At 64.8% G+C, this 23,187-nt stretch carries 19 protein-coding genes; 8 read left to right on the forward strand and 11 right to left on the reverse strand.

What is annotated here, in order from left to right:
• Positions 1–290: 290 nt before the first annotated feature.
• The 6 genes from prfA to AAG591_RS07190 all read left to right on the forward strand — a co-directional run bounded on the left by prfA (position 291) and on the right by AAG591_RS07190 (position 7,336).
• Entirely contained in the window at positions 291–1,358 is a 1,068-nt protein-coding gene (gene prfA / locus AAG591_RS07165; protein WP_342530410.1) for a peptide chain release factor 1, read from the forward strand.
• Entirely contained in the window at positions 1,351–2,205 is an 855-nt protein-coding gene (prmC, locus tag AAG591_RS07170; RefSeq protein ID WP_342530411.1) for a peptide chain release factor N(5)-glutamine methyltransferase, read from the forward strand. Before prfA ends, prmC begins: the two co-directional genes overlap by 8 nt.
• Positions 2,206–2,434: 229 nt before the next feature.
• A complete protein-coding gene (locus AAG591_RS07175; protein WP_342530413.1) occupies positions 2,435–3,130 on the forward strand; it encodes a DUF4167 domain-containing protein in 696 nt (231 codons plus the stop codon).
• A 78-nt stretch (positions 3,131–3,208) separates the two neighbouring features.
• A complete protein-coding gene (lnt, locus tag AAG591_RS07180; RefSeq protein ID WP_425341642.1) occupies positions 3,209–4,801 on the forward strand; it encodes an apolipoprotein N-acyltransferase in 1,593 nt (530 codons plus the stop codon).
• 49 nt (positions 4,802–4,850) lie between these two features.
• The gene (gene metK, locus AAG591_RS07185) at positions 4,851–6,071 is read left to right on the forward strand and encodes a methionine adenosyltransferase (RefSeq protein ID WP_342530416.1); all 1,221 of its coding nucleotides are present in this window, start codon (positions 4,851–4,853) and stop codon (positions 6,069–6,071) included.
• Positions 6,072–6,124: 53 nt separating this feature from the next.
• Positions 6,125–7,336, forward strand: coding sequence for a DUF418 domain-containing protein (locus tag AAG591_RS07190; protein WP_342530417.1), 1,212 nt, complete (start codon positions 6,125–6,127; stop codon positions 7,334–7,336).
• Here the strand turns inward: AAG591_RS07190 and AAG591_RS07195 are convergent.
• From AAG591_RS07195 to AAG591_RS07220, 6 genes are read right to left on the reverse strand one after another with little or no spacing between them, the layout of a single operon-like run.
• On the reverse strand, positions 7,333–8,475 hold the full coding sequence (locus AAG591_RS07195; RefSeq protein ID WP_342530418.1) for a CaiB/BaiF CoA transferase family protein: 1,143 nt from the start codon (positions 8,473–8,475) through the stop codon (positions 7,333–7,335). The two genes, AAG591_RS07190 and AAG591_RS07195, sit on opposite strands and share 4 nt — an antisense overlap.
• A 46-nt stretch (positions 8,476–8,521) precedes the next feature.
• On the reverse strand, positions 8,522–9,403 hold the full coding sequence (locus tag AAG591_RS07200) for an alpha/beta hydrolase (protein ID WP_342530419.1): 882 nt from the start codon (positions 9,401–9,403) through the stop codon (positions 8,522–8,524).
• Entirely contained in the window at positions 9,400–10,065 is a 666-nt protein-coding gene (locus AAG591_RS07205; protein WP_342530420.1) for a 3-oxoacid CoA-transferase subunit B, read from the reverse strand. Before AAG591_RS07205 ends, AAG591_RS07200 begins: the two co-directional genes overlap by 4 nt.
• Positions 10,066–10,068: 3 nt before the next feature.
• Positions 10,069–11,091: a hypothetical protein gene (locus tag AAG591_RS07210; protein ID WP_342530421.1), complete on the reverse strand. Its 1,023-nt coding sequence runs from the start codon at positions 11,089–11,091 to the stop codon at positions 10,069–10,071.
• Positions 11,092–11,149: 58 nt separating this feature from the next.
• A complete protein-coding gene (locus AAG591_RS07215) occupies positions 11,150–12,064 on the reverse strand; it encodes a 5'-nucleotidase, lipoprotein e(P4) family (RefSeq protein ID WP_342530423.1) in 915 nt (304 codons plus the stop codon).
• A gap of 2 nt (positions 12,065–12,066) precedes the next feature.
• The gene (locus AAG591_RS07220; RefSeq protein WP_342530424.1) at positions 12,067–12,780 is read right to left on the reverse strand and encodes a CoA transferase subunit A; all 714 of its coding nucleotides are present in this window, start codon (positions 12,778–12,780) and stop codon (positions 12,067–12,069) included.
• A gap of 419 nt (positions 12,781–13,199) precedes the next feature.
• Here AAG591_RS07220 and AAG591_RS07225 point away from each other — a divergent pair, with 419 nt between their 5' ends.
• Positions 13,200–15,509, forward strand: coding sequence for a CDC48 family AAA ATPase (locus tag AAG591_RS07225; protein WP_342530426.1), 2,310 nt, complete (start codon positions 13,200–13,202; stop codon positions 15,507–15,509).
• A 40-nt stretch (positions 15,510–15,549) separates the two neighbouring features.
• Here AAG591_RS07225 and AAG591_RS07230 read toward each other — a convergent pair whose 3' ends face one another.
• Genes AAG591_RS07230 through polA form a run of 3 tightly spaced genes read right to left on the reverse strand, consistent with a single transcriptional unit; the run spans position 15,550 to position 20,904 of the window.
• Positions 15,550–16,662: a mechanosensitive ion channel family protein gene (locus tag AAG591_RS07230; protein WP_342530427.1), complete on the reverse strand. Its 1,113-nt coding sequence runs from the start codon at positions 16,660–16,662 to the stop codon at positions 15,550–15,552.
• Between the two features lie 34 nt (positions 16,663–16,696).
• A complete protein-coding gene (locus AAG591_RS07235; protein WP_342530428.1) occupies positions 16,697–18,055 on the reverse strand; it encodes a sensor histidine kinase in 1,359 nt (452 codons plus the stop codon).
• Positions 18,052–20,904 carry a DNA polymerase I gene (gene polA, locus AAG591_RS07240; RefSeq protein WP_342530430.1) on the reverse strand — a complete coding sequence of 951 codons (2,853 nt, stop codon included), beginning with the start codon at positions 20,902–20,904 and terminating at the stop codon, positions 18,052–18,054. Before polA ends, AAG591_RS07235 begins: the two co-directional genes overlap by 4 nt.
• Positions 20,905–21,116: 212 nt before the next feature.
• On the opposite strand from polA, the gene AAG591_RS07245 reads away from it, so the two are divergent.
• On the forward strand, positions 21,117–21,389 hold the full coding sequence (locus tag AAG591_RS07245; RefSeq protein WP_342530432.1) for a hypothetical protein: 273 nt from the start codon (positions 21,117–21,119) through the stop codon (positions 21,387–21,389).
• A gap of 80 nt (positions 21,390–21,469) precedes the next feature.
• On the opposite strand, the gene AAG591_RS07250 is transcribed toward AAG591_RS07245, so the two are convergent.
• Positions 21,470–22,510, reverse strand: coding sequence for a serine hydrolase (locus AAG591_RS07250; protein WP_342530434.1), 1,041 nt, complete (start codon positions 22,508–22,510; stop codon positions 21,470–21,472).
• A 146-nt stretch (positions 22,511–22,656) separates the two neighbouring features.
• A complete protein-coding gene (locus tag AAG591_RS07255) occupies positions 22,657–23,064 on the reverse strand; it encodes a baeRF12 domain-containing protein (RefSeq protein WP_342530435.1) in 408 nt (135 codons plus the stop codon).
• Positions 23,065–23,187 lie beyond the last annotated feature (123 nt).

Below are 23,187 nucleotides of genomic sequence, written 5' to 3' on the forward strand. Positions count from 1 at the left end.
TCGAACGCACCGTTTGGCGCGAGAAGCCTGATCCCGGATCAAGTCCGGGATGACGTTGGGGGGGTGAAGTGACGGGAGGGTGAAGTGGGAAACCGCGCCACCTTTCCTACGCCGCATCTTCCGCGCTATTGCGCCCTGCAAGCAATCATCCATCCCCGCCACACCACAAAAGTGTCGCTCTACGTGCCAATTCGCCAAAAACGCCAATGCAAACAGCACTTTGTCCAAGGTGACACCTGGGTGACACCGTGTCGCCCTGTGTCACCCAAATGCCCCTCGGAACGACCGCAATGACCATCCCTCCCGAACGCCTCGACCAGATCGCCAACCGCTTCGCAGAAATCGAGGCGCGGATGGCCAGCGGCCAGCTCGAGGGCGAGGAGTTCGTCCAGGCGAGCCGCGATTATGCCGAGCTCGAGCCGGTCGCGAAGCTCGCGCTGGAGCTGAAGGCCGCGCGCGAGGAAGTCGCCGGGCTGCAAGAGATGCTTGCCGACCCCGAGATGCGCGGCATGGCCGAAGAGGAGCTGGAGGCGCTCAACCAGCGCATTCCCGAGCTCGAACAGCAGCTCGCCATCGCGATGCTCCCGCGCGACAGCGCCGATGCCAAGCCTGCGATGCTCGAAATTCGCGCGGGCACCGGCGGCGACGAGGCGGCGCTGTTCGCGGGCGATCTCTACCGCATGTACGAACGCTTCGCGGGCGAGCAGGGCTGGAAGGTGGAGCCGGTCAGCATGAGCGCGAGCGACGTCGGCGGTTTCAAGGAAATCGTCGCCAACGTGCGCGGGCAGGGCGTGTTCGCAAAATTGAAGTTCGAAAGCGGCGTGCACCGCGTGCAGCGCGTGCCCGAGACAGAGAGCGGCGGGCGCATCCACACCTCGGCGGCGACCGTCGCGGTGCTGCCCGAACCGGACGAGGTCGATGTGCAGATCGACGCAGGCGACCTCAAGATCGATACCTACCGCGCGTCGGGCGCAGGCGGGCAGCACGTCAACACGACCGATTCGGCGATCCGCATCACGCACCTGCCCACCGGGCTGGTGGTCACCTGCCAGGACGGGCGCAGCCAGCACAAGAACCGCGAGCAGGCGATGCAGGTGCTGCGCGCGCGCCTCTACGAACAGCAGCGCGACGCCGCGCAGGGGGCGGAGGCCGAGGCACGCAAGGCGATGGTCGGCAGCGGCGACCGCTCAGAACGCATCCGCACCTATAACTTCCCGCAGGGCCGCGTCACCGACCACCGGATCGGGCTGACGCTGCACAAGCTGCCCGAGATCATCGCCGGGCCGGGGCTTGGCGAACTGGTTGACGCGCTGATCGCCGAGGACGAAGCCAAGCGCCTCGCCGCGATGAATGAGTGAAGCGCCCTCCAGTGTTGGCGAGGCTATTCGCGAGGCAGCCGAAACCCTCGCCCCCGCCAGCGACACCGCGCGGCTCGATGCCGAACTGCTGATGGCGCATGCGCTGGGCCTCTCGCGCTCGGACATGCTGCTGCGGGCGATGCGCGATCCCGCGCCCGAGAATTTCGAAGCGCTGGTCGCCCGGCGGCTGTCACACGAGCCGGTCGCGTACATCACCGGCAGCGCGGAGTTCTACGGGCTCGACCTGCAGGTCTCGCCCGCCGTGCTGATCCCGCGGGGGGATAGCGAGACGCTGATCGAGGCGGCGCGCGAGCATTTCGGGAAAGGCGCAGCTCCCGCGCGAATCCTCGACCTGGGCACCGGATCGGGTGCGTTGCTGCTTGCCGCGCTGTCGCTGTGGCCTGAGGCGGAGGGGATCGGGCTGGATGCCTCGATGCCCGCGCTGCGGGTCGCGCAGTGCAACGCGACGAAGCTGGGCCTGGCCGACCGGTGCCGTTTCGTGCGGCGCAGCTGGCGCAGGGATGGGTGGGGGCGCGATCTGGGCACTTTCGACCTGATCCTCTGCAACCCGCCCTATGTCGAAGACGACGCGCCGCTGGAGCCGCAGGTGCGCGAGCACGAGCCCGCCTCGGCGCTGTTCGCAGGGCCCGAGGGGCTCGACGACTATCGGATACTGGTGCCCCAGATCGGGCACTTGTTAACAGACGGCGGCATCGCCATCTTCGAAATCGGCGCGACGCAGCAAGATGCGGTCGGCGCAATCGCCCGAAATCAAAGCTTTAGCGCGCGTTTCTGCAATGATCTTGCAAACAGGCCACGCGCGGCGATTGTTTCGCAAAGCTTTTGACAAGGGGTTGGCAAAGTGCCGGCCAACCGGTAAGTCTCGTCAAGTCCCAGCAAGAAACAGAGGTTTCCAGCGGGGTCGCGATCCGAAATCTGCGAGTAGACCGGGCCCGGACAGGGACTGCGATCGGAAAGAGATCGAAGATCATGCTTAAGGACAGGTGGGCCACGCGGGCACATTGCTTTGCCGCAATACCGCGACGTTAGACCCGACCACGAGGGAAGAGAATTCCTTGAACAACAACAGCAATCGTAACAACAACCGTCGGCGCGGCCGCGGCAATCGCAATCAGGGCGGGGGCGGCAACAACTCCAACCGGATCGACAGCCGCGCACGGGGCAATGCCCCCCAGCTGCTCGACAAGTACAAGAAGCTGGCGCAGGACGCGCAGCACAATGGCGACCGCGTGCAGGCGGAATACTACCTGCAGTTCGCCGACCACTATTTCCGCGTCATCGCCGACAACAAGGCGCGCCAGGACGAGCAACGCTCCAAGCGCGACAATGATCGCGACCGCGCAAACGACGATTCGGACGACGAGGACGGCGAGGAAGATCGCCGCAACAAGTCCAAGCCCAAGGCCAAGCGGTCCAACCGTGGCGAGCGGCAGCGCGGATCGGAGCGCGAATCCTCGGATGGCGATGATTCGTCGGACGACGACGACAGCAACGACAGCGATGGCTCCGATACCGACGAAAACCCGTTCTTGCGCAAGCGCAGTGGCGGTTCGCGCCGGGGCAATGCCCGTAATCGCAGCGAAGACGACGGCGATAACGAGGAGGGCGAGATCGATGCGGCCGTGCTGCCCCCCGCGATCGCTGCGGCGACGGCAGGTGACGATGCGAAGAGCAAGCCCGCGAAGCCGCGCCGGCGGACTCGCAAGCCCGCCGAAGACGACGGTGACGAGGCACTGAGCGCGGTCGGCTGATCGCGCTCAGGCAAACGCTCGGGCTCGATCTCGCGTGGCTGATATCCGGCAAACGCTCCATAGCCCGATCGAGGCTGCATGGCCGAGGAGAGTGCGCCCTTGCTGAATCGCGCACTTAGTACGGCCCAGGCCCATCCACGAGTGACCCTCCTGGTGCTGGGCGCGCTGTCCGCGCTCGGCTTTCCGCCATTTCACCTGTGGCCGCTCGCGATCCTTGCGCTGGGCGGCGCGGCAATCCTGCTTCGGTTCGCCGGATCGATGCGCAGCGCGCTGTTCCGCGGCTGGCTGTTCGGACTGGCGCATTTCATCGTCACCAACCTGTGGATCGCGACCGCGTTCACCCATCAGAACCAGATGCCCGCCGCGATCGGATGGGCCGCTGTCCCTCTGTTGTCGGTGTACCTCGCGCTGTATCCCGCGCTCGCTTTCATGCTCGCCTACCGCCTCGCGCGCGGACGCAGCACTCTGGTCTACGCGCTGGCGCTGGGGGGATGCTGGATCGTCGCGGAGTACCTGCGCGCGACGCTGTTCACCGGCTATGCCTGGGGTCCGTTCAGTCTGACGCTGCTCGGCCCGTTCGATAGGCCGGGTTTCGCCGCCCTTCTGCCTTTCACAGGGACCTACGCGCTATCGGGCCTCGCCGTCCTGCTGGCGGTTGCGGTGGCCGATCTCGCGCTGCGGCGCGAGTGGTTGCGCGTGGCGCTGGTGAGCATCCTGCTGATCGCCGGCATGTACTGGCCCGTGGGTGCGGGGCGGGAGGGTACGCTCGATTACACGCTCGTCCAGCCCGATCTGGACCAGGAAACGCTCAACGATCCGCGCCAGTACGAACCCGGCTTCCTGACGCTGTCCGCGCTGAGCACCCGATCCGACACCCAGACCGAACCACGACTGGTGCTGTGGCCCGAGGGTGTGCTCCCCGACTATCTGCGCGAAGGCTATCCGCAGCGATACTATGCGGCGACCACTGCAGGGCGCGATCCCGTCTTCGCGCGCAAGCGGATCGCCCGCGTCATCGGTGAGGACAGCCTGCTCCTCACCGGCACGATCGATCTGGAGGTCGAAGGCGATCGTGCAGTGGCGGCTTACAACGTTGTCACCGTGGTCGACGACGAGGGCGCCATCGTCGGCGGGTATCGCAAGGCGCATCTGGTGCCCTATGGCGAATACCTCCCGCTGCGCAGCTGGCTCGAGCCGCTTGGCCTGTCGCGGCTCGTAGCGGGCTCGATCGATTTCTGGCCCGGATCGGGGCCTAAGACCATAGACCTGGGAACGCATGGCCGTGCGGGCATGCAGATCTGCTACGAAATCATCTTTTCCGGGCAGGTGGTCGATCGCTCCGACCGGCCCGACTACATCGTCAATCCATCGATCGATGGCTGGTTCGGCCCGACCGGCCCGCCACAGCATTTCGCGCAGGCGCGCATGCGTGCGATCGAGGAAGGGCTTCCCGTTTTACGCGCCACCACGACCGGCATCAGCGGCGTCATCGACGCGCGCGGCGTCGTCCGGCAGCAGCTTGGGATGAGCAAACAGGGGCGTCTCGATGGTAAGGTTCCACCCGCCAGATCGCCTACGCCCTTCGCGATTCTGGGCAACTGGCTGGCACTCGTCTGGGCAATCTTGCTCTTGGGCGGGTCGTTGGTTGTCAAGCGCCGACGCGCCCATTAGGGCGCTCATGCAGACATAAAGAATTCTTTATATCAGGTAAGATCGATCCATGCGCAGCAGCTATATTTTCACCTCTGAAAGCGTTTCCGAGGGTCATCCGGACAAGGTTTCCGACCAGATTTCGGATGCCATCGTCGACCTGATGCTGAGCAAGGACCCCGAATCGCGCGTTGCCTGTGAAACGCTGACCACCACCCAGCGCGTCATCCTGGCGGGCGAAATCCGTTGCGCGCCGATGTACGACAATGGCGAATGGAAGCCCGGCGCCGCCGAAGAAATCGAGCGCGTCGTGCGCGAGACGGTCAAGGAAATCGGTTACGAACAGAGCGGCTTCCACTGGGAAACGCTGACCTTCGAAAACCATCTGCACGGCCAGTCGAGCGAAATCGCGCAAGGCGTCGACGCGGGCACCGGTGGTTCGAACAAGGACGAGGGCGCGGGCGACCAGGGCATCATGTTCGGCTATGCCTGCGACGAGACGCCCGACCTGATGCCTGCGACGCTCGATTACAGCCACAAGATCCTCCAGCGATTGGCCGACGACCGCAAGTCCGGTGCGGCGCCGTTCCTCGAACCCGATGCGAAGAGCCAGGTCACGCTGCGTTACGAGAACGGCAAGCCGGTGAAGGCTGTGGCGATCGTCGTTTCGACCCAGCACGCCAAGGGATATCACGAAGGCGACAAGGAAGCCCAGCTGAAGGCCTATGTGAAAAAGGCGGTGGCCGACGTGCTGCCCAATGGCCTGATCGATGGCGATACCGTGTGGCACATCAACCCGACCGGCGCTTTCGAGATCGGTGGGCCCGATGGTGACGCCGGACTGACCGGACGCAAGATCATCGTCGACACCTATGGCGGTGCGGCCCCGCATGGCGGCGGTGCATTCAGCGGCAAGGACCCCACCAAGGTCGACCGCTCGGCTGCCTACATCACCCGCTACCTCGCAAAGAACGTGGTCGCGGCAGGTCTCGCCACGCGCTGCACCATTCAGCTGTCCTACGCGATCGGCGTCAGCGAGCCGCTGTCGGTCTATGTCGACCTGCATGGCACCGGCACGGTATCCGAAGAAGCACTCGAAGACGCGATCCGGGGCATGAACAAGCTCGGCGGACTGACTCCGCGCGGCATCCGCACGCATCTGGGCCTCAACAAGCCGATCTATCGTCGCTCGGCCGCCTACGGGCACTTCGGCCGCCCGGCAGAGGGTGACTTCTTCCCGTGGGAGCGGACCGATCTGGTCGAAGACCTGAAGGCAGCGGTCGGCAAGTAAGCCGCCCACGCGCAGGAATGAACAGGCCCGGCACTCCGCTGACAACATCGGAGGTGCGGGGCCCCTTCGCTTCGCGCGAGCGGGTCGCCGCGCTCGATGCGCTGCGCGGGATTGCCGTCGCGGGCATCGCGCTGATGAACGTCTACATCTACGCGCTGCCGCCCGCCGCCTATTTCAATCCTGCGGCGGCAGGCGGCGAAGGGCCGCTCGACTGGATCGTCTGGGGGCTGAGCTTCGTGCTTGTCGAGGACAAGTTCCGCAGCCTTTTCGCGATGCTGTTCGGCGCAGGAGTCGCCATCCTGATCGAGCGGGCGAGTGACGGCGGGGACGCGCACCCGATACGCAGTCACGTGTTCCGGATGCTCGTGCTCTTTGCCATCGGCGCCGCCCACGCGGTCTTGCTCGCGAACAATGACGTCCTGCGGCTCTACGCAATGGCGGGGCTGTTCGTGCCGCTGTTCCTGCGGCTGGATGCGCGCAAGCTGCTGATCGCGGGAGGTATTTTGATGGCGATCCACGCGCTGGCGGGCTCCGTCATCGCATACCAGTGGCTGACGGCCGAACCGGGCAGCACGCTGGCGCTGATGCCTGCGCAGATATTCGGCAGCGATCCGGCGGCGCTCGATTATGCGCGGGCTATCGGGATGGAGAGCTTTGGTGAGCGGCTACCCCGACGGATCTACGGCTTCGGTGCCGCGCTGGAAACGCAGATACCCGGCATCCCGTCTGCGCTGGGCACCATGCTTGTAGGCGCGGCACTGTGGCGCAACGGGTTGCTTAAGGGCGAATGGCCGCGCGCCAGATGCATTGCGCTGGCGTGGAAAATGGCGCTGATCGCGCTGCCGCCGCTCGTCGCTCTGATGGCGCTGGATTGGGGGGCGGGTTTTACCGGAGCGATGGTTGGCCCGGTTGCGCTGTTCTGGTCGCTACCGTTCGATCTGATGCTGGGGGTGGGCTATGCGGCGCTGGCGATGGCATTCTTCGCGGAGCGCGATAGCGCCCTGCGCCGTGTTCTTGCGGCAGCGGGGCGGTTGTCGCTCACCAACTACCTGCTGAGCAGCGTGGTCTTCGCGCTTCTGTTCTACTCCTGGGGGCTGGTGCTGTTCGGCACCTTGTCACGCAGCGGAGCGCTCGCGACGGCACTGATACCGATCGCCCTGATGATGGCCTGGTCGCAGCCGTGGCTCGCGCGCTTCCGGCAGGGACCGTTCGAGTGGCTGTGGCGCGGCTTGGCGCGCGGGCGGTTCGGGCCGATCCTGCGCTAGTCATCCTGCCCGAGCTTGGGCGAGGGTTCGCCTAGCGCCAGTTCGGCGTCGGAGAACTTGAACGGGCTACGCAGACCCGTGAGTCCGTCCGCCATCGGGAAAGTCATTCCGCGCGCCTGCACCTGAGGTTCCTCGAAGACTTCGGATACCTCGTAGATCGGCCCCGCTGGCACGCCGGCCTCTCGGCACGCCGCAAGCAGCGCTTCGCGATCCCACTGCGCGGTCTCGGCGGCAATGATCCCGTCGATCTCGCTTCGATTGGCAATCCGCGCCTCGTTCGTGGCGAAGCGTTCGTCACCCAGCAGGTCATGGCGTTCGAACACCTCGAGCAACTTGCGGAACAAGCGGTCGTTTGCAGGCGCGAGCACGACCGGCCCGTCCTTCGTCGGAAACACGCCATAGGCGCTCACCTGCGCGTGCATGTTGCCCATGCGCGGCGGGTTCTGGCCCGTGGTGAAAAAGCTCTGCGCCTGATGCGCGAGCAGCGCGACCGAGCAATCGTACAGTGCCATGTCGACATGCTGCCCGGTTCCGGTCCGTGCACGCATCGCCAGTGCGGCCTGGATCGCGATGGTCGAATAAAGCCCGCAGAACAGGTCGGATATCGACATTGCGTGCTTCATCGGCTCGCCATTGGGTTCGCCGGTCAGCGCCATGAATCCGCTCATCGCCTGCACCACAAAGTCGTAGCCTGGCTCGTCGCGCCGGGGCCCGTCCTGCCCGAAGCCGCTGATCGAGCAATAGACGAGGCCGGGATTGTCCTGCGACAGGCTGGCATAATCGAGCCCGAACTTCGTGAGCTTACCGGGCAGGAAATTTTCGATGACCACGTCGGCCTGCGCCGATAGATTGCGCACCTTCGCCAGATCGTCTGCGTTCCTGAAATCGGCAGTGATGCTCCGCTTCCCGCGGTTGCAGCCGTGGTAATAGGCCGCCTCGCGCGCGCCATCGTCACGTTCCACGAAGGGCGGCCCCCACAGTCGGGTGCCGTCGCCCTCGGGCGCCTCGACCTTGATGACATCCGCGCCCAGATCGGCGAGTGTCTGCCCGGCCCACGGCCCTGCGAGGATGCGGGCAAGTTCGAGCACCTTGAGCCCCGCGAGGGGCGCAGCCGGATTGCGAGGTTTATCGAACCACATGGCAGCGTCGCTGCGGCACCTCTGCCCGCAGGTCAAGCGGGGAGGATCACATCGCCCGCTTCAGGAAGGTCACGCTGCGATCGAGCACCGGTGCCTTGCCCCGAAACGCTTTGGAGAGCGCCATAACCACTTCCTCGTGCCTGAGACCTTCGTAGTTCTCTGACTCGACGGGTGCGCCCAGTTCGCGCAGCTTTGCCGTCAGATTCTCCGTATTATACGGGCGAACCACGGTATCCTTGCTCGAAGTGACCAGCAGCATCGGCGGTGCGTCTGCGTGCGCGAGGGCGATCGGCTGCGTGTCGCGCGGCTCGGGCCATTGCGACATCGCGTCGATCGAACGCTTCTTGTCGAAGGGATAGAAGTCGTACGGGCCGGACAGCCCTATGACCGCCTTGACCGCGCCGGGTTCCACACCCGCTGCGGTCAGCCAGCGAGGATCGAGCGCCAGGGTGACGGCGGTGTGCGCTCCGGCGGAATGGCCTGCAAGAGCGATCCGATCGGGATCGCCGCCGAATTGCGCGATGTTCTCGCGCGTCCAGCGGACAGCCTCGGCTCCATCCTCGATGAAAGCGGGGAAGCGGACGTCGGGCACCTTGCGATAGTCCGGTATCACGACGGTGTAGCCGCGGCTGGCAAAGGCGCGGCCGACAAATGCGTATGCGTCGCGATCGCCCTTCACCCAGCCTCCCCCGTGAAAGAACACGATTACCGGGCGCGGCCTGTCCGAATGCTCGGCAGGTCTCCATACGTCGAGCGTCTGACCATGCTTGCCGAACGCGACGCCGGTCCCCGCACGCTGTGTGCCCGAACCGCCTCCGGCAAGGCCATCGACGACCGACAGAAGCTTGGGCGGCGATGTGAAGGCGATAAAGCCGGCGAACACCAGCAGGAGCGCGATCGCGATAGAGGCAGCCACCCGCTTCTTCATGCGGTCGCGAGCGCGACCTCGTAATTCGCGCTGGTGCTGTTGGCGATTGTCTCCTCGGTAACGCCCGGCGCGAGTTCGATCAGGCGGAAGGCACTGTCATGATCGGGCCGCTGGAACACCCCGAGATTGGTAATGATCATGTCGACCACGTTGGTCCCGGTCAGCGGCAGCGAGCATTCGGGAATGAACTTCGGGTCGCCGTGCTTGCTGGTGTGGTCCATCACCACGATGATCTTCTTCACGCCCGCGACCAGATCCATCGCGCCGCCCATGCCCTTGATCATCTTGCCGGGGATCATCCAGTTGGCGATGTCGCCGTTTTCCGCAACTTCCATCGCGCCGAGCACGGTCAGGTCGATATGCCCGCCGCGGATCATGCCGAAGCTGGTGGCGCTGTCGAAATAGGCGCTGTGTTCGAGTTCGCTGATGGTCTGCTTGCCCGCGTTGATCAGGTCTGCGTCTTCCTCGCCTTCGAGTGGGAACGGCCCGATGCCGAGCATCCCGTTCTCGCTTTGCAATGTCACGTGCATCCCTTCGGGGATGTGGTTGGCGACCAGCGTTGGAATGCCGATGCCGAGATTGACGTAGTAGCCGTCTTCCAGCTCACGTGCGGCGCGCGCAGCCATTTCGTCGCGCGTCCAGCCTTTGGTGTTGTCTGCCATTGTTCAACCTTTGGGATCGAGGGGGGGAGGGGCGAGGAACCAGGCGTCTCCGATCAGCGCACTGAATGCGGCAGTGGCGGTAGGTTCCTCGGCATCCGTGAAAAGTGGATCGAAATCCTGCCATGCGTCGCCCATTACGGCAACTACGCAGAAATCTTGCGCTGCATCGGCACGACGGGTCGACTTGGACTCGTTGATGAAACGCACGAGATAAAGCGGATCGACGCGCGTCGGGTCCAGCCCGCTGTGTGTCAGGGCCTGGCGCAATTCTACCGCATCTTCCGCCCGACGCCCGCTCAGCCACAGGATCGCCACGTCCTGCGCGCGCAAGCCGTCGAGGATGCGGTTGAGCCTGGCGCTGGCGGTGGCGTCCTGCACCAGCGGCGCAAGTCCGTTCGCCGGATCGAGATCGACGAGCACCGCCGTCTTGCCGGTGCGGCACTCCGTTCGATCGGGCCTGAGGCTGCCTGCATCGCCCAGAATGGCCGAATAGCGCTTCTCTCGCGAGCTTGGCAGGCGTTGGGCAATCCGAGTGACCGTGGCGAACAGCCCATCGTAAACCGGGTCGGGCACGGTTTCGGCGGCGGTCGGACCGATCTGCGCGGCCGTCTCCGATGCAAGGCTTGGTGTCGGCCCTGTCGGGGAGGCATCGGTGGAAACCATCGCCGGCTGAGTTGCTGCAGACGGGACGGTTGCGGGCAGTTCCGCCGCACCTTGTCCGGCTGCCGGTTCGATCTTCGGCGTCTCGACCAGCTGGGCTGGCCTGGCGTCGCTCGACCTGGCTTCGACCGGCTTGGCTTCGACCGGCTTGGATGGGACTGGTTCGGGCGCGACAGTGGGAGTTGCATTCGCGATGTCGGCCGGCGGCGCAGCAAGCGCGGGAACCGGAGCCTCGTCTTTCGCTCGATTGCCCGACAATGCACTCTCGCCCATCAGCGCGGCGGAAGCGATCGGGATTGCGGCAACGCATCCGCCCATTCCGGGGGCGAGCGCGGTCAATGCCAGCAGGGCCAAAGCTCGTTTCATCTCCGCACCTCCCCGTTTCCGCTCACAGCGTACCGTGCATTCCTTCGACGTCGAGTATCTATTCGGCCTCTTCCGGCGGGTTCCACCGCGCGTTCGGCAGGAAGACTTCGCCCACATTGCCCTTTATCGAGGCGCCGTAGACGGGGTTGGGCAGGACGAACCACCCGTTGCCCCACATCTGCGCGAAGGTGCCGCGCCCCGCCAGATCGCGCCGTGCCTGCGGGGATCGGTCGCCGTCGTTGAAGACATCGGCGAAGTCGCCGAGATTGTCGCCTGCCAGCGCAAGCACGCAATAGCGCGCGGCGATGGTTTCGCGGCGGGCATCCTTGCGCGATCCCGTCGCGTCGTCGCCCTTGAGGAACAGCGTCTCGCCGTGGACCGCATCGCCGAGACCGGCGGCGGAGAGCGCAGCGACGGTGCCCTGGGCATTTTCCGCGAGGCGATTGGTGTTGAACACCGGCGTAATCCCGGCCTCGCGCAGCCGCTTGAGCGCGGTCACTGCCCCGGGCACCGGGGCGACATGGGCCGCACCGTCGCGCTCCCACGCGCTCCATACCTTCGGATCGTATCCGCCGGGAGTGCTGGCGTCCCAGTATTCGTACCCGAGGTTCAGGATCAGCGTCTCGTCGGCATCAAACACCACTGCGGGCGGCTTGGCCGATCCGTCGCTATCGCGGCAGCTTGCGGTCCCCACGCCGCCAACGGCACCGGGTAGCCCCATCGGTGCCGATTCTTCGGGCCACGCGGAGGCGGCCTCCAGCGCATAATCGACGAGCATGCGGTACGCCTGGATAGAGGCCGCCGCTGCTTCGCCCGACCCGTAAAGCCAGCGCATCGAATCGGGTGCTGGCTGGTCGAGCGGATCGGCGGGCGTTGCCACCTCCACCCGCTGTTCGATCTGCGCACCCGGCGTGGCGCACCCTGCGAGGGCAAGCGCTGCAGTGCCAACCGCGAGAGGGCCCGCAATCCGCATGTCTACGCAGCCTCGCGCACGGTGCGGAACTCGATCTTCTTGTCGTAGGGGGCGCCCACGATCATCCGCTGGACGAACACGCCGGGCAGGTGGATGCAATCGGGGTCGAGCGAACCTGCAGGCACGATCTCTTCCACCTCGACCACGCACACCTTGCCGCAGGTCGCGGCGGGCACGTTGAAATTGCGCGCGGTCTTGCGGAACACGACATTGCCCGTCTCGTCCGCCTTCCACGCCTTCACGATCGAGAGGTCGGCGAAGATGCCTTGTTCGAGGATGTAGTCCTGCGGGCCTTCGCCCGCGTCGAACTGCTTGACCTCCTTGCCTTCGGCGACCTGCGTGCCGACGCCGGTCTTGGTGTAGAAGCCAGGGATGCCCGCACCGCCGGCGCGCATCCGCTCGGCGAGCGTGCCCTGGGGGCAGAATTCGACTTCGAGCTCGCCGGCGAGGAATTGCCGTTCGAATTCCTTGTTTTCGCCGACATAGCTGCTGATCATCTTCTTCACCTGCCGGGTGCGCAGAAGCTTGCCGATCCCTTCGTTGTCGATCCCGGCGTTGTTGCTGGCAAAGGTGAGTCCGGTGACGCCACTGTCGCGAATCGCATCGAGCAGCCTTTCTGGGATGCCGCACAGGCCGAACCCCCCGCTCGCGATCAGCATGTCGTTCCTGAGCACGCCCTCGAGCGCGGCTGCGGCATCGGGAAAGAGTTTCTGCATGGGCCTCCGGCGGGTCGAAAAGGGAATATCGGCGCCGGTTTAGGGATTTACGGGGCGATTGTCATCCGCCTGCTACCGCCAATCCATTGTGCGCTGCAGCACAAAGGGCTTGGATATGATAGCGATATCATTGGCCAAAATCGGAACAAATCTGCGAGTTGCAAAAATCGCAACCCACAATGTTCTTTTCGCACTTGCGAACGAATCGATGTTGCGGCACAACAATGAGGCCTTTTAGGCATCCTCTCCCAAACTTCACACCCGGCTGGTTCGCCAGCCGGGTTTTTTCTTGCCTGCAAGAATCGTCGCCCCGGTCCTCTTCCGGACCCTTGGTGGCGCTCGACCATTCCATAATCCGAGACGCGACCTATTTAGGCCGCCAACTCTTTTACGCGAATGTCCCGGAGAGAATTTAGCACATGGCCGACAGCGAAGCCGCGACCGAGGAAAAGACCGTCCGCCTGCAGGTGGCCGCCGCCCGACAGGAAGAAAGCGGACGCGGACTCGCCCGCCTGCCACGCAGCGCGATGCAGGCGCTCGGCGTGACCGAGGGCGATGTCGTCCAGCTCTCCGGCAAACGGGCGACCGCCGCCATCGCGATGGCGGCCTACGACGAAGATCAGGCGCTGTCGGTCGTCCGGCTCGACGGCCTCCAGCGCGCCAATGCCGAAGTCGGATCGGGCGAGCATGTGACCATCGAAGTGGCGCAGTCACGCCCGGCTACGCGGGTCGTCTTCGCCCCGGCCAGCCGCGAAATGCGCCTTCAGGGGCCGACACAGGCGCTCAAGCGAAATTTCTTCAGAAAGCCGATCACCGCGGGCGATCTGGTGGCGACCACCGGCCAGCAGCCGGTACAGAACATGCCGCCCGAAGTGCAGCGCATGTTCAACGCGCCCGCCTATGCGCTCACGCAGATCCGCCTGCGCGTCATCAGCACCAGCCCCAAGGGCATCGTCCATATCGACGAGAACACCGAGATCGAGCTGCGGCCGGATTTCGAAGAGCCCAAAGCGGGGCGCTCGGTCGTCAACTACGACGATGTCGGCGGGATTTCGGAGACCATCCAGCAGCTGCGCGAAATGGTGGAGCTGCCGCTGCGCTATCCCGAACTGTTTACGCGGCTGGGCGTCGATCCGCCCAAGGGCGTGTTGCTGCACGGCCCGCCCGGAACCGGCAAGACGCGGCTGGCGCAGGCGGTGGCCAATGAGAGCGACGCCGAATTCTTCGCTATCAACGGGCCCGAGATCATGGGTTCGGGTTACGGCGAATCGGAAAAGCGCCTGCGCGAGGTGTTCGAAAGCGCCAGCCAGGCCGCGCCCGCGATCATCTTCATCGACGAGATCGATTCGATTGCGCCGAAGCGCGACAGCGTACCGGGCGAGGCAGAGAAGCGGCTTGTCGCCCAGCTGTTGACGCTGATGGACGGGCTCGAATCGCGGACCAACATCGTGGTCATCGCCGCCACCAATCGCCCCGACGCGATCGACGAGGCGCTGCGCCGGCCGGGCCGATTCGACCGCGAAATCGTGATCGGCGTGCCCGACGAAAACGGCCGGCGAGAGATCCTGGCCATCCACACCCGCGGCATGCCGCTTGGCGAAGGGGTCGACCTGAAGGAGCTGGCCAAGGTCACGCACGGCTTCGTCGGCGCGGATATTGCCGCGCTCGCGCGCGAGGCGGCGATCGACGCGGTGCGCCGGATCATGCCGCAGATCGATCTCGACGCGCAGACGATCCCGCCCGAAGTGCTGGAAAACCTACACGTCGGACGCGACGACTTCCTGTCCGCGCTCAAGCGCGTTCAGCCTTCCGCGATGCGCGAGGTCATGGTGCAGGTGCCCGATGTCGGCTGGAGCGATCTCGGCGGCATCGACGACGCGATCGACAAGCTGAAGGAAGGGATCGAGCTGCCGATCAAGAATAGAGAGGCGTTCCATCGGCTGGGCATCCGTGCGGCCAAGGGCTTCCTGCTCTATGGTCCTCCAGGCACGGGCAAGACGCTGCTCGCCAAGGCGGTTGCCAAGGAAGCGGATGCCAACTTCATTTCGATGAAGAGCTCTGACCTTCTTTCCAAATGGTACGGCGAAAGCGAACAGCAGATCGCCAAGATGTTCCGCCGGGCGCGTGCCGTTTCACCGTGTGTGCTGTTCATCGACGAGATCGACTCGCTGGTGCCCGCGCGCGGCAATGCGCTCGGGGAGCCGCAGGTGAGCGGGCGCGTGGTCAATACCATCCTCGCCGAAATGGACGGGCTGGAAGAACTCCAGTCGGTGGTGGTGATCGGCGCAACCAATCGCCCCACGCTGGTCGATCCCGCGCTGCTACGGCCCGGCCGTTTCGACGAGCTGGTCTATGTCGGCACGCCCGATGCCAAGGGGCGCGAGCAGATCCTTGGCATTCATGTCGCGAATATGCCGCTCGCGGACGATGTCAGCCTGGCGGGTATTGCCGAAAAGACCGAGCGCTTCACCGGCGCCGATCTGGAAGACGTCGTCCGCCGGGCAGGCCTCGTCGCGCTGCGCCGTGCCGGTGCCGACGTGAAGGAGGTCACCATGGCCGACTTTACCGAGGCGCTGAAGGACAGCCGCGCCTCGGTCACCCCGAAGATGGAGGCCGAGTACAAGAAGATGCGCGGCGAGCTGAAGAAACGCGCGGCGGAACCGATGCCGATCGGCTTCATCAGCGAAGGCATGGTCGAATCGACCCGCGAATCGAAGCACGGGGACTAGCAGTCACCAGGCCCGGCCGAACGCTCTCGAACGGTCGGGCCTAAGCTTCGGTGCCGCGTTCGTTCGCGGCTTCGACTTCAAGCCGGTGCCGGATCAGCGCCTCCGGCTGGTTCTCGCGCAGCCATTGCAGCATGTATTCGCGCACCGCGCAGCGCAGGTCCCACGCTTCGCCGATATCTCCGGCCGTCATCGACAGGCGCAGCGCGATGCTTTCCGGGTAGGCATCGACCACCAGTGCCTTCGCATCGCGTTCGTCCCACAGCTCGTGCGCCTGCACGTATTCGAGAAATGCGTGCCGGATCGCCTCGACATCGGCGATCGGATCGAGATTGAGCATCACCACGCCGGTCAGCCGGTCACCCGCGCGCGACCAGTTTTCGAAGCTTTCTTCGAAGAACTTGCCCGTCGGCACGACCAGCACCCGCTCGTCCCACACGCGGATCATCACGAAAGTCATGCGGATCTGTTCGATCCGTCCCACGGTCCCGTCTATCTTGACCATGTCGCCGATGCGGATCGGCTCGGTCAATGCCATCTGGATTCCGGCAATCAGCGATTTGAGAGCGGGCTGGGCGGCAGCGCCGATGGCCAGCGCGGCGAGCCCCGCCGACGCCATCAGCGTTACGCCAACCTGCCGGACGCCGGGAATGCCCAGCAGGACGAGCGCAATCGTGATGACGATGATCAGGCTGGATGCCGTGCGCCGGAAAATCTCGATCCGCGTCTTGCGGCTGCGCATCTGCATCGGTTCGAGCAGCATCTCCATGCGCCGCTCGTGCGCAGAGGAAAGTCCGCGCACGAAGCCAAGCGCGAGCCAGCCGAGAATGAGCGGGGCGAGGAAATCCGAAATCGCCTCCCACCCCGGCTGAATCAGCGGCCATCGCTCGGCCACCGCCGAAATGGCGATCGCCACCGCCAGCCAGCGCGAGGGGCCGCGCACCGCATCGAACACCGGTTCGCCATAACCCAAATGGCCGTGCGCGTTCGCGCGCCTGAGAAGGCCGAAGGCGAGCCGGTGCAGCAATACTGCCACCGCCACCGCGATACCCAGGATCGCGGCAGTGATAAGCAAGTCGTCGAGCGGCACGTCCAGACCAATGGTCGACGGCCAATCGCGTGGAGCCGGTAAATCGTTGAGAGACAGGAGGGTCATCGTATCGAGCAGGTACGGCGCGCGCCGCGCAGGTTCAACCTGCGCTGCCCTTGGGCCGAGGGGGGAAAGCAATGCTCACCGTTACGCCGCGCGGCCCGAAGGTGCGTTCGACCTCGCCCCCAAGCTGCCTGCCGGCACCGATCATCAGCGTGCTGCCGAAGCCGCCCTGCGAGCCCGAGCGAGGTGTATCGTCTTCGGCGACGGTCGCGCCCGTCGTATCGGCTTCCTCCTCCCATTCGAGCCGCAGCAGGTCGCCGTTGCTGCGCCAGCGCACCGTCAGCAGACCGGCATCCCGCCAGCAGCCGTACTTCACTGCGTTGGTGGTCAACTCGTGCAGGACCAGCCCCAGCGGCGTTACCTGCATGCGGTCGATGATCTGGTCCTCGCCGTCGATCAGCAGTCGCTTGCTATTGGAGACATGCGGCTCGACCGTCCCTTCCACCAGCGCGCGCACCGATGCGCCGCCCTTGCGCGAGAGACGGTCCGCTGCGGTGCCCGTGCCCTGTGTCACTTCGTGCGCGGTGAGCAGCGCGTGGATGCGCGAGACGATCCGCTCCTTGTACTCGGCGACCTCGCTTGCCTCGCGCGCGCTCATCTGGACGATCGCCAGGACCATCGCGAACAGGTTCTTGACCCGGTGGTTGAGCTCCTGCGCGAGCAGGCTCGCACGATCGCGCGCGATCTCCAGTTCGCGTGCCTGCGCCGCCTCGGTCTCCGCCTGGGCGGCACGTGCCACCAGGATCGCACCCAGCACGATCGCGCCGATGAGCAGCAACAGCAGCAGGCCGAGCACCGGTAGAATGCGGCCTTCTGCGGCGCGCGCGCGCACGCTCTGTTCGGCCTGCAACTGGTTCTCGATGTCGCTCAGCCGGTTGATTGCCGCCGTCAGCCGCTGCATCGCATTATAGCCGGCACCTTCCAGAATGCGCCGCCGGGCGTCGAGTATCCTGCCCTGGTCGACCATCCCGATCGTCTCGTCGAGCTCGCTGAACTTGTCATCGAGTGCAGCCATCACCGAATCGTAATGCCGACGCTGCGCCTTGCTCGCATCATCGCCCAGCGCGCGGTCGAGGTTGGCCAGCGCGTCGGAAACCTGTGTGCGGGATTGTTGGTACGGTTCGATGTAACGCGGGTCGAGCGTGATGAAATAACCGCGCTGGGCGCTTTCCGCAGACAATGCCGAACGCTCGATCTGGTCGAGAAACAGCAGCACGTCGTCGGCACGCTGGACCTGCGCACGTTCGGCGCGTTCGGCGGCACCGGTCGACAGCAGCAGCGCGATCGAGCCGAGGATCGCGCCCGCCATCGCGCCGAGCACCAGCCAGTTGAACCACCGGCGGATGAATACGCGAAACGGGGCGGGGCGCGGGATGGGGTCTGGCGAAGGCGTCAATGCGCGTCGTCCCAGCTTCTCCCCGTGCCGATATCGATACCCAGCGGCACCGATAGCGAGACAGCGGGTTGCGCAGCTTCCGCCATGGTCCGTTCGATCACCGGCTTGGCGCGTTCCGCCAGGTCTTCGGGCAGTTCGAACACCAGTTCATCGTGTACCTGCAGCAGCATGCGCACGCCGTCTGGCTGGCCGGGCTTGAGGTCCGCCTGCTCCAGCGCCGGTGCCATCCGCGCCATCGCGCGCTTGATGATGTCCGCACTGGTGCCCTGGATCGGCGCGTTGATTGCCGCCCGCTCGCTCCCCTGCCGTTCGGCCTGGTTCTTGGAATTGATCCGCGGAAACCAGGTTTTGCGACCAAACAGGGTTTCGGAATAGCCGCGCTCTCGCACGCTTTCGAGCGTGCTTACGATGTAGCGCTGGATGCCGGGGAAGCGGGCGAAATAGGTGTCGATCAGCGCCTGCGCCTCGTCTGCCTCGATCCCAAGGCGCCCCGCGAGCCCCCAGCGCGATATGCCGTAGAGGATCGCGAAGTTGATCGTCTTGGCGCGGCCGCGCGTGTCGCGATCGACTTCGCCGAACATCTCCATCGCGGTGCGCGCGTGGATATCTTCGCCTGCCGCGAAGGCGTCGCGCAAGGGATCGACATCGGCCATGTGTGCGGCGAGCCGCAGCTCGATCTGCGAATAGTCGGCGGCCAGCAGGACGTTGCCCGGCTCGGCGACGAAGGCCTGCCGGATCTCGCGGCCGATCTCTGTGCGGATCGGGATGTTCTGCAAGTTGGGATCGGTGCTCGAGAGCCGCCCGGTCTGCGCGCCGACCAGGCTGTAGCTGGTATGCACCCGGTTGGTGCGCGGGTTGATCGCCTGTTGCAGCGCGTCGGTATAGGTCGACTTGAGCTTGGCGAGCTGGCGCCATTCGAGCACCTTGGTGGCGATCGGCGCGCCGCTGGCGTCGAGCTTCTCCAGCACCGACTGGTCGGTCGAGTATTGTCCGCTCTTGCCCTTCTTGCCCCCTTTGTAGCCCATCTTGTCGAACAGGATTTCGCCCAGCTGTTTGGGGCTGCCGACGGCGAATTCCTGGCCGGCTATCTCGTGAATCTCACCTTCGAGCCGGGTGATTTCGCTGGCGAATCTTTCCGACAGGCCGGCGAGCCTCGCGCGGTCGACGTGGATGCCGTGCCGCTCCATATCGGCGACTACAGGGATCAGCGGACGGTCGACCCGCTCGTAAACCCGCGTACCGCCTTCGATGGCCAGGCGCGGTTTCAGGTGTGCGTGCAGCCGCCAGGTGACGTCGGCATCCTCGGCGGCATATTCGGTCGCGCGGTCGAGCGGGACTTCGCCGAAGGAGATCGCCTTCTTTCCCGTGCCGCACACCTCCTTGAAGGTCAGGCAGGTGTGGCCGAGGTGGCGCTGCGCCAGCTCGTCCATCCCGTGCCCGCCGCCGATACCGTCCTGCGAACGGCCGGCATCGAGCGCGAAGCTGACAATCATCGTGTCGTCGATCGGCGCGACGTGAATATCGTGCCGGGCGAGCACGTTGAGGTCGTACTTGATGTTCTGCCCGACCTTGAGGACCGCGTCGCTTTCGAGCAGCGGCTTGAGCTTCGCCAGCGCCACGTCGAGCGGGATCTGCGTGGGCTTCTCGGCAAACATATCGTCGCTGCCATGGCCGAGCGGGATATAGCAGGCCTCGTTCGGCCCGGTCGCCAGGCTGACCCCGACGAGATCGCAGAGCATGCAGTCGAGATCGCTGGTCTCGGTATCGACCGCCACCAGCCGAGCGGCGAACGCCCGATCGATCCATGCCTCGAGGCGATCGACGGTCTGGACGCACTCATAGGCCTTGCGGTCCACTTCGGGCATTTCTGGCGGCGGCTGGCGATTGCCCTTGGGCGCGTGCGCCTCGCCCTTGTTTTGCGGTTTGGCGGGATGCAGCTGTGTGGTTGGGCCGGGCGCGCTCCCGCCGTTGTCGATGCGGCGGAGCAGGCTGGTGAAGCCATGTCCGGTGAGAAAGGCGACGAGCGGCTCGGGCGGAATCTTGCCGAGCTTCATGTCTTCGATCGCGATCGGCAGTTCGCAATCTTCCTTCAGGGTCACCAGGATGCGGCTGAGTTCGGCATCGGCGCGATGTTCGAGCAGGCGTTCCTTGAGCTTGCTCTTCTTCATCTCCGGCGCTGCGTCGAGCGCGGCGGTGAGCGATCCGTGATCCTGGATCAGCTTGGTCGCGGTCTTGGGCCCGACACCGAAAATGCCGGGGATGTTGTCGACCGAATCGCCCATCAGCGCGAGCACATCGCCCACCAGTTCGGGACCGACGCCGAATTTCTCCTCGACCTCCGCGGGGCCGATTCGTGCGCTCTTCATCGTGTCGAGCATGTCGATCGTGCCGCCCTGCTCGCTGGTGCCGATCAACTGCATCAGGTCTTTGTCGGAAGATACGATGGTGACATCCCATCCTTGCGAAGCGGCCGCGCGCGCATAGGAGGCGATCATGTCGTCTGCCTCGACATCGGGTTCTTCGATCAGCGGCAGGCTGAACGCGCGCGTCGCATCGCGGATCAGCGGGAATTGCGGCACCAGATCCTCGGGCGGATCGGGGCGATTCGCCTTGTACTGGTCGTAAATCTCGTTGCGAAAACTCTGGCTCGATTTGTCTAGCACGACCGCGAGGTGCGTCGGGCCGTCGGCCTTGTCCAGATCCTCGGCCAGCTTCCACAGCATCGTGGTGTATCCATAGACCGCGCCCACAGGCGTGCCTTCCGGATTGGTGAGCGGCGGGAGACGGTGATAGGCGCGGAAGATGTAGGCGGACCCATCGACCAGATAGAGGTGCTGCTTATCGGACATGGCCCCTGCTAGCAGCGGGCAATCGGCGCGTCAGCCTGCTTCGTCGGAAGATCGGGGCGCAAAAAAGGCAAAAAAGTGTCGCGTGACACAATTGGGGCTTGCGTTGCCACATTCCTGCCACTATCTACGAAACAGAAGCCGCCGTGGGACGGGGGTTTCGTCCCCGCCGCGCCTCAATCGCGGCTGGGCCACATTTGAAAGGGAATAACATTATGCGCAAGATCGTTCTGGCTTCGGCCATCGCCGTTTCGGCTCTCGGCCTCGCCGCTTGCTCGGAAAAGACTGAAGACGCCGCAGCTGAAACCGCTGACAGCGCCGCAGCCGATACCGAAGCCAATGTCGACGCGATGGGCGACAGCATGGAAAACGCTGCTGACGCCACCGGCGAAGCCGTCGAAGACACCGCTGCTGACGCTGAAGACGCGACCAACGCTGCTGAAGCTGAAATGCAGGACGAAACCAAGGCCGAAGCCGCAGCCGACTAAGGCGCGCTTCCCTCGGGAAACAAGAAGGGCGGTGCCTCGCGGCGCCGCCCTTTTTTGCATCCAGCGAAAGAGTTTAAGGCTTACTGACCGCCGACGTTGTACTCGGCCGATGCCCATACCCGTCCGTCGACCACGGGGCGCCGGCCAAATCCGCTGTAAAGCGCGCTGGTGATCGACGCGATCCGCTCGTCCCGCAGGCGGCGGGCTTCCAGCTTTTCAGCCCGGCTGCCGTTTTCGACTTCCATCGAAACGCTCTGCCCGGTCACGTAAATCGCTGCGGCGACCATGTGCCCGTCGGGGGTCTGGAAAATGCCGATATCGCTGGCGGTGCGGCTGAGCGTGCCGGTCTTATGCGCGAGGTTCGCGCTCATCGGGAGAGCCGAGGACATCCGCCGTTTGCCGGTCACGGTGCCACCCATGGCCTCGAGCAGGACTCGCCGCGAATAGGGTGTCAGCCACTGGCCCTGGTAAATCCCGGCGAGCAGTTTGCCCATCGCACGCGGCGTTGCGCTGTCTTCGAAGGCGATCTGCGAAGCGGGATCGATTCGCCCGTCGTTGCGCACCAGCGAGGCGATATTGCGGGTCAGTTCGAAATCGTAGATGCCCGCCGTCTGGCGCATCCATTTGTTCACCGCCTGCGGTCCGCCGACGGCATTGAGCAGTGCATCGGTGCAATCGTTGCAGCTGCGCGTAATCATCAGGTTGAGATGTTCGCCAGCGGAAATGTAGGTGCCACGACCGGGCAGTTCGAACTCGCTCGACAAGCTCCAGCGGCCCTGATCGACACCGGCGAGGAAGGTCGCCGCGATCGCCACCTTGCTCGTGCTCGCCATCGGAAAGCGTTGATCTTCGAGGACACCGATTTCCTCCCCGGTGTTCAGATCGATCGCGTAAACGCCGATGCGGCCGTTCGAACCATCTGCAAGCGACGCGAGCTGACGTTCGAACGGCGTGTCGTAAACCGCTTCGAAAGTCTGCGGGGCCCGCACCTCGGTGCCGAGCATGGTGTCGAACTGTGCCTCGAGCGAGCCGCCCTGGAGATCCTGTGCGAACGCAGGAGCGAGCGGCAATGCGGTGGCTGCCAGTGCAATTGCGAATCGTGACCCAAGTTTCTTAAGCATGACCCCGTCCATAGCCCGTCTCTCGTGTTCGCAGCATTAATGCCTGCGCTTAACAAAGGCTCAAGACCAAATCGGGGTGTGCGTGAGATTGGCACGACCGACCTTGCAAAACCTGCGGCGGGTTGAGGGACCCGCCGCGAGTTCGATCAGCTTTGTGCGATGACTTTGGCAATCTTTTCGAGAGGTTCGCCGGTCATCGCCTTGTCGATCTCGCCGACCAGCGCGCTTTCCAGCGTGCCATGATAATGGCGCCGCATCTCGCCCAGAGTCTTGGGATCGGCCACCACCATCACGCTTTCGAGATCGCCAGCGACCGTCTTCGCGTTGAGCCATTCGGTCGCCGCCGCAGCGTGCGCGAGTTCGTTGAGATCGGTTGCCCCGGTCCGCTGACCGGCATCGTCCTGATGGCGCACGCCCGCGCTGAAGTTGCTCGGGTCCAGCGATGGTTCCTCGACCATCTTCAGGCTCGGCTCGAACGGCTGGCCGGTGTTCTGCAGCAGCATGAAGCGGTTGCCATCGACGACGGCGACGTGGGCATTGTGCGGTAGTTTCATAGGCTTTCTCTCCTTTGCCACACCAACCCGCGAGACCGCGAATTGTTGCACGCACTGCACCAAAAAGCGGGCTTTCGCTCTCGGGAAAAAGCGCTAGGCTCCGCCCCAACCTAGGGGAGACTA

It is taken from the genome of Citromicrobium bathyomarinum, from assembly GCF_038594485.1.
GTDB lineage: Bacteria > Pseudomonadota > Alphaproteobacteria > Sphingomonadales > Sphingomonadaceae > Alteriqipengyuania > Alteriqipengyuania bathyomarina_A.

What these genes read in the sequence shown, in the direction of transcription:
- AAG591_RS07225 (WP_342530426.1), top strand. Translation starts at nt 13,200, where the DNA reads ATGGCCGACAGCGAAGCCGCGACCGAGGAAAAGACCGTCCGCCTGCAG.
- AAG591_RS07210 (WP_342530421.1), bottom strand. Translation starts at nt 11,091, where the DNA reads ATGAAACGAGCTTTGGCCCTGCTGGCATTGACCGCGCTCGCCCCCGGA.
- AAG591_RS07230 (WP_342530427.1), bottom strand. Translation starts at nt 16,662, where the DNA reads ATGACCCTCCTGTCTCTCAACGATTTACCGGCTCCACGCGATTGGCCG.
- metK (WP_342530416.1), top strand. Translation starts at nt 4,851, where the DNA reads ATGCGCAGCAGCTATATTTTCACCTCTGAAAGCGTTTCCGAGGGTCAT.
- AAG591_RS07215 (WP_342530423.1), bottom strand. Translation starts at nt 12,064, where the DNA reads ATGCGGATTGCGGGCCCTCTCGCGGTTGGCACTGCAGCGCTTGCCCTC.
- AAG591_RS07250 (WP_342530434.1), bottom strand. Translation starts at nt 22,510, where the DNA reads ATGCTTAAGAAACTTGGGTCACGATTCGCAATTGCACTGGCAGCCACC.
- prfA (WP_342530410.1), top strand. Translation starts at nt 291, where the DNA reads ATGACCATCCCTCCCGAACGCCTCGACCAGATCGCCAACCGCTTCGCA.
- AAG591_RS07200 (WP_342530419.1), bottom strand. Translation starts at nt 9,403, where the DNA reads ATGAAGAAGCGGGTGGCTGCCTCTATCGCGATCGCGCTCCTGCTGGTG.
- lnt (WP_425341642.1), top strand. Translation starts at nt 3,209, where the DNA reads ATGGCCGAGGAGAGTGCGCCCTTGCTGAATCGCGCACTTAGTACGGCC.
- prmC (WP_342530411.1), top strand. Translation starts at nt 1,351, where the DNA reads ATGAGTGAAGCGCCCTCCAGTGTTGGCGAGGCTATTCGCGAGGCAGCC.
- AAG591_RS07205 (WP_342530420.1), bottom strand. Translation starts at nt 10,065, where the DNA reads ATGGCAGACAACACCAAAGGCTGGACGCGCGACGAAATGGCTGCGCGC.
- AAG591_RS07245 (WP_342530432.1), top strand. Translation starts at nt 21,117, where the DNA reads ATGCGCAAGATCGTTCTGGCTTCGGCCATCGCCGTTTCGGCTCTCGGC.
- AAG591_RS07195 (WP_342530418.1), bottom strand. Translation starts at nt 8,475, where the DNA reads ATGTGGTTCGATAAACCTCGCAATCCGGCTGCGCCCCTCGCGGGGCTC.
- polA (WP_342530430.1), bottom strand. Translation starts at nt 20,904, where the DNA reads ATGTCCGATAAGCAGCACCTCTATCTGGTCGATGGGTCCGCCTACATC.
- AAG591_RS07220 (WP_342530424.1), bottom strand. Translation starts at nt 12,780, where the DNA reads ATGCAGAAACTCTTTCCCGATGCCGCAGCCGCGCTCGAGGGCGTGCTC.
- AAG591_RS07255 (WP_342530435.1), bottom strand. Translation starts at nt 23,064, where the DNA reads ATGAAACTACCGCACAATGCCCACGTCGCCGTCGTCGATGGCAACCGC.